Source organism: uncultured Hymenobacter sp. (assembly GCF_964243305.1).
In the GTDB taxonomy this organism is placed as follows: domain Bacteria; phylum Bacteroidota; class Bacteroidia; order Cytophagales; family Hymenobacteraceae; genus Hymenobacter.
On sequence record NZ_CAXTEF010000073.1, the window covers coordinates 1 to 4,864 of the forward strand.

Here is a 4,864-nt window from a genome sequence, read left to right on the forward strand (position 1 = left end):
TGACCGAAAGTGAAGCCTGAAACTCCACTTGTCAATTTATTTGCGGCTACGGCGAATAAGGATGACGACACCCGATGGCGCAAGTAGTTGTGGAGTGTCGCTTTAGAAATACGTGCGCGCTGAGCAATTTTATTCATCCCCAGTTTCGGCTCGCGGGAGAGCGGCTCGGCGACGATGGCCGTGCGCCTGCCTTCTCCAAGGTCCCTGTCGACGGCCGCCCAATCGGCCCCGCGCCCGCGCCGAGGCCAGCCCCGCGGGCGTCCGTTCGCGAAAAGTCTGTGGTTGTGTGCGTACTCATTCCAAACTTCTTCCGGCGTAGTAAGGGTGCTGATTAGCGGATTGCCTGGCTGGCCTCAGCAACCGGTTGTGGTGGGGCATTACTAACTAAAAGAGAGAAGCCCTTTAATTTGAGCTTATTATGATGAAGCTATTTAGGAAGTGGGGAAAAGCTGCTTGAAAGTCATGCAGCGCGCAGCGAAGCAGCTCGCGGGCGTCGTTGAATGGCATCCAGCGGTGCAAGCAAGATGCTTCGCTGCGCGCTGCATAACGTGCTGCTGACTTCCTAAACAGCTTCGATGTTAAGTATGGCAAGGTGTACAAAATGGAAATCCCTACTCCTACTAGCAATAGTCGTTCTTTGCGACACGTTTTCCCTCGCCGCTGCCGCTCATGCCCGCCAATCATGCCCGCCAATACTGTTTTAATTATTGACGACGAGACCGAGCTGCGCCAGCTGCTGGCCCGCGTGTTGGAACTGGAAGGGTACGCCGTACTGCAAGCGCCGGACGCGCGCCGGGGCCTCGAAGCCCTGCGCGAGCATAGCGACGAGGTGCTGGTGCTGCTGAGCGATGTGAAGCTGCCCGACGGCCACGGCGTGGACCTGCTGCCCCGCTACCACGCCGCCGCGCCGCTAACCGAAATCATCCTGCTCACCGCCTACGGCACCGTGCCCGATGGCGTGCAGGCCATGAAGCTCGGCGCCTTCGACTACCTCACCAAGGGCGACTCCGACGACCAACTGGTGGTGGTGGTGGCGCGGGCCGCCGAGAAGGCGCGGCTCCAGCGCCGGGTGCTGGACCTGGAAAAGCGCGTGGGCTTGCAGCACAGCTTCGCGTCCATGATTGGGGCCGCGCCCGCCTTGCTCCAGGCCAAAACGGTGGCCGAGCAGGTGGCCCCCACCGACGCCACGGTGCTGCTCGAAGGCCCGACCGGCTCGGGCAAGGAGCTGTTTGCGCAGGCCATTCACCAGGCCAGCCCGCGGCGGGGCCGGCCGTTTGTGGCCGTCAATTGCAGCGCTTTCTCAAAAGAGCTGCTGGAGTCGGAGCTGTTTGGCTACCGCAAGGGCGCGTTCACGGGGGCCCAGACGGACAAGAAGGGCCTGATTGAGGAAGCCAACGGCGGCACGCTGTTTCTGGACGAGATTGGCGAGCTGGAGCTGGGCTTGCAGGCCAAGCTGCTGCGGGTGCTCGAAGGCCAGGAGTTCATCAAAACCGGCGACACCAAGCCAACCCGCGTCAACGTGCGCCTCGTGGCCGCGACTAACCGCAACCTGCGCCAGGAAGCCGAGCAGAGCCGTTTCCGGCCCGATTTATACTACCGCCTGTCGGTCGTGACGGTGGCCGTGCCGGCGCTCAGCGCCCGGCGGAGCGACATTCCGGCCCTGGTCGAAAACTTTCTGCTGCATTTCTCGGCCAAGCTGCGCAAGCGCCCCCTGGAAGTGACCGCTGAGGCGTTGCGGGTGTTGCAGCACTACCCCTGGCCAGGCAATGTGCGCGAACTGAAAAACGTGTTGGAGCGCGCCTCCATCCTCACGCCCCCCGACCAGGCCCTGACCGTGGATGGGCTGCCATTTGAGTTGCAGCTGTTTTCGCTCGGGGGCCATCCGGCCGGCCCGCCCGACGGGGAGCGCAGCCTGCGCCGCCTGGAAAGGGACCACATTCAGCGCATCCTGCTCGAAACCGCCGGCAACAAAACCGAGACCGCGCGGGTGCTCGGCATTGGCCTGACGACGCTCTACCGCAAGATTCAGGAGTACGGGCTGGGGTAGGGCCTTCGGGCTGGTGAAGGGGGTAGGGAAAGCAGGGACAAGGGGGCGCAAAATAGTACGCCTCTCTTTCCGGGCAATACCGGGACCGGCGCCGCTTAGCGGGCCACTTAGCGGGCCACGCCGTGCGGCGGCAGGTCACCGTTGAATTCGCCGTTGGCCTGCCACAGGTGGAAGGCGGCAATCGAGAGGCGCTGCGCCATGAACTCGCGCATGAGCAGGCCGCGCAGCTCCAGGCAGTAGCGCAGGAAGGCCGGCTCGGCCCGGCTCGCGGGCAGGCCCCGCGCCAATGCCGCCGCGCGCCGGGCCACGGGCAGCTCGTCGAGCCAGGCCTGGAAGTCGGTGGCCGTGAGGGGGTAGGCGTTCACCTGCGCGTAGTAGGCGCGGGCAGCGGCGGTGATTTCGGCGAGCAGGTCGGACATAAGGCGGGGGGTAGGGCAAGTGAGGCGCAACGGGAGCGGCGCCGCCAAACGGGTGCCAACGCGCCCGAAAGCCGCTGGCGGCTCCACGGCGGCCTTTTTCTGCGGGCCCTACCCTGCCGTTCTGGAAAATACCCTACCGAAACGGAAGGGTCGGCGGCGCGACGCAGCGGATAAATCCAGCGCCTGCTAAAATTTAGCCACTGGCAATCAATCGATTACACTACCTGATTACGATGAAGCCGGAATTGGGGCCGGTGTTGGTGAAGTCGGCGGCATCCCATCTTCCAAACCCCTTCCCGCTATGGCGCCCGCCCTGATGATTCCGCTGCTCAGCGCCGTTGGCCTGGCCGGCTTCTGGCTTTTTTACAAGGCCATTGACTTCTTCGACCACATCTAACCCGCGCCCCTCAGACGCTTATCCCCATGATGACTGCCCTTTTTGTGCTGGCCCTGGCCACGTTCGGCTACCTCTGCTACGTGCTGCTCCGCCCCGAGGAGTTTTAACCGCTTCATTTTCACCGCCGTCATGCCGCGCGCCAGCGAAGCATCTCGCGGGCTACCTAATGCTATCGTTGAGCTAAGCTGATTACTGCTGCCCGCGAGATGCTTCGCTGGCGCGCGGCATGACGATTAGCCGCTATTTCTGACAATCAACCCAATGACTCAAGAACTTCTCGCCATCCTTGGCATTTTCCTAATCACGGTGCTGCTGGCCATACCGCTGGGCCGCTACCTGGCCGCCATCTACCGCGGCGACCGCCACTGGTCGGACTTTCTGGGGCCGCTGGAGCGGGTGCTGCTGCGGGCCGGCGGCGTCGACCCGGCGCGGGAAATGAGCTGGCAGCAGCACCTGCTGGCGCTGCTCGCCATCAATGTGGTCTGGTTTGTCTGGGCCATGTTCGTGCTCTGCACCCAGGGTTCCCTGCCCCTCAACCCCGACGGCAACCCCTCGATGTCGCCCGACCAGGCGTTCAACACCGCCATTTCGTTCGTCGTGAACTGCAACTTGCAGCACTACTCCGGCGAGTCGGGCGTGACGTACTTCTCCCAGCTTTTCTGCCTGATGTTTTTGCAGTTCGTGACGGCCGCCACGGGCCTGGCTGCTACGGTCGTGGTGTTCAACGCCCTGCGCGAAGGCAGCACCGACAAACTCGGCAACTTCTACGTCTATTTCGTCAAGAGCATTACGCGGGTGCTGCTGCCGCTCTCGCTGGCCGTGGCGCTGGTGGTGGTCTTTCAGGGCACGCCGATGACGTTTCAGGCCAAGATGCCTTTGGTGACGGTGCAGGGCGATTCGACCGTGGTGAGCCGCGGGCCGGCCGCGGCCATGATTGCCATCAAGCAGCTGGGCACCAACGGCGGCGGCTTTTTCGGCGTCAACTCGGCCCACCCGCTCGAAAACCCTACCCCCCTCACCAACGCCGTCGAGAACATCAGCATCATTCTCATTCCCATTGCGATGGCGCTGGCCTTTGGCTACTACCTGGGCCGGCCCCGGCTGGGCTGGATGGTGTTCGGGGTGATGACGGCCGGCTACCTGCTGCTGCAACTGCCCACCGTGTACCTGGAAATGCACGGCAACCCCGCCATCAGCCGCCTGGGCGTGGACCAGCGCCTGGGCTCGCTCGAGGGCAAGGAAATGCGGCTCGGCGCGCCGGCCGCCGCGCTCTGGGCCATCACGACGACCGTGACCAGCAACGGCTCGGTGAACGCCATGCACGACTCGCTCACGCCCCTGTCGGGCATGAACACGCTGCTGGGCATGATGACCAATGCCTTTTATGGCGGCGTGGGGGTAGGGTTTCTGAATTTCTTCGTCTTCATCATCATAGCCGTGTTCATCTCCGGCCTGATGGTGGGCCGCACCCCGGAGCTGCTGGGCAAGAAAGTGGAAGCCCGCGAGATGAAAATCGCCATCCTCATCGCCCTGCTGCACCCGCTGCTGATTCTGGCCGGCACGGCCCTGGCCACGCACCTCTACGCCGGCAACCCCACGGAGTACGCCGGCTGGCTGGCCAACCCCGGCTACCACGGCTTTTCGGAGATGCTGTATGAGTATACCTCCTCGGCCGCCAACAACGGCTCCGGCTTCGAGGGCCTGGGCGACAACACGCCCTGGTGGAACATCTCGACCGGCCTGGTGATGCTGCTCGCCCGCTACCTGCCCATCATCGGCCCGGTGGCCATCGCCGGGCTGCTGGCGCGCAAGAAGTTCATCCCCGAATCGGCCGGCACGCTGCGGCTGGATACGGCCACGTTCGGCATCATGGTCTTCTTCGTGATTTGGATTATCGCCGCGCTGGCCTTCTTCCCGGCCCTGGCGCTGGGCCCGCTGGCCGAGCATTTCACGTTGTATTAAGCCCTCACAGCCAACCTCACGGGACCCCCACGGGGCCGG

Annotated in this window: 4 protein-coding genes; 3 read left to right on the plus strand and 1 reads right to left on the minus strand. The window is 63.7% G+C overall.

Features of this window, described 5'->3' with window-relative positions; translation table 11 throughout:
* The first annotated feature begins 682 nt into the window (after positions 1–682).
* Positions 683–2,047 carry a sigma-54-dependent transcriptional regulator gene (locus tag ACFE70_RS19940; protein ID WP_375419541.1) on the plus strand — a complete coding sequence of 455 codons (1,365 nt, stop codon included), beginning with the start codon at positions 683–685 and terminating at the stop codon, positions 2,045–2,047.
* A gap of 107 nt (positions 2,048–2,154) precedes the next feature.
* On the opposite strand, the gene ACFE70_RS19945 is transcribed toward ACFE70_RS19940, so the two are convergent.
* On the minus strand, positions 2,155–2,466 hold the full coding sequence (locus tag ACFE70_RS19945) for a hypothetical protein (protein ID WP_375419542.1): 312 nt from the start codon (positions 2,464–2,466) through the stop codon (positions 2,155–2,157).
* A 426-nt stretch (positions 2,467–2,892) separates the two neighbouring features.
* Here ACFE70_RS19945 and kdpF point away from each other — a divergent pair, with 426 nt between their 5' ends.
* A complete protein-coding gene (kdpF, locus tag ACFE70_RS19950; protein WP_375419544.1) occupies positions 2,893–2,970 on the plus strand; it encodes a K(+)-transporting ATPase subunit F in 78 nt (25 codons plus the stop codon).
* A 154-nt stretch (positions 2,971–3,124) separates the two neighbouring features.
* Positions 3,125–4,825: a potassium-transporting ATPase subunit KdpA gene (gene kdpA, locus ACFE70_RS19955; protein ID WP_375419543.1), complete on the plus strand. Its 1,701-nt coding sequence runs from the start codon at positions 3,125–3,127 to the stop codon at positions 4,823–4,825.
* Positions 4,826–4,864 lie beyond the last annotated feature (39 nt).

Excerpts from the sequence above, each read along its gene's own strand:
- ACFE70_RS19940 (WP_375419541.1), top strand. The coding sequence starts at position 683 with ATGCCCGCCAATACTGTTTTAATTATTGACGACGAGACCGAGCTGCGC.
- ACFE70_RS19945 (WP_375419542.1), bottom strand. The coding sequence starts at position 2,466 with ATGTCCGACCTGCTCGCCGAAATCACCGCCGCTGCCCGCGCCTACTAC.
- kdpF (WP_375419544.1), top strand. The coding sequence starts at position 2,893 with ATGACTGCCCTTTTTGTGCTGGCCCTGGCCACGTTCGGCTACCTCTGC.
- kdpA (WP_375419543.1), top strand. The coding sequence starts at position 3,125 with ATGACTCAAGAACTTCTCGCCATCCTTGGCATTTTCCTAATCACGGTG.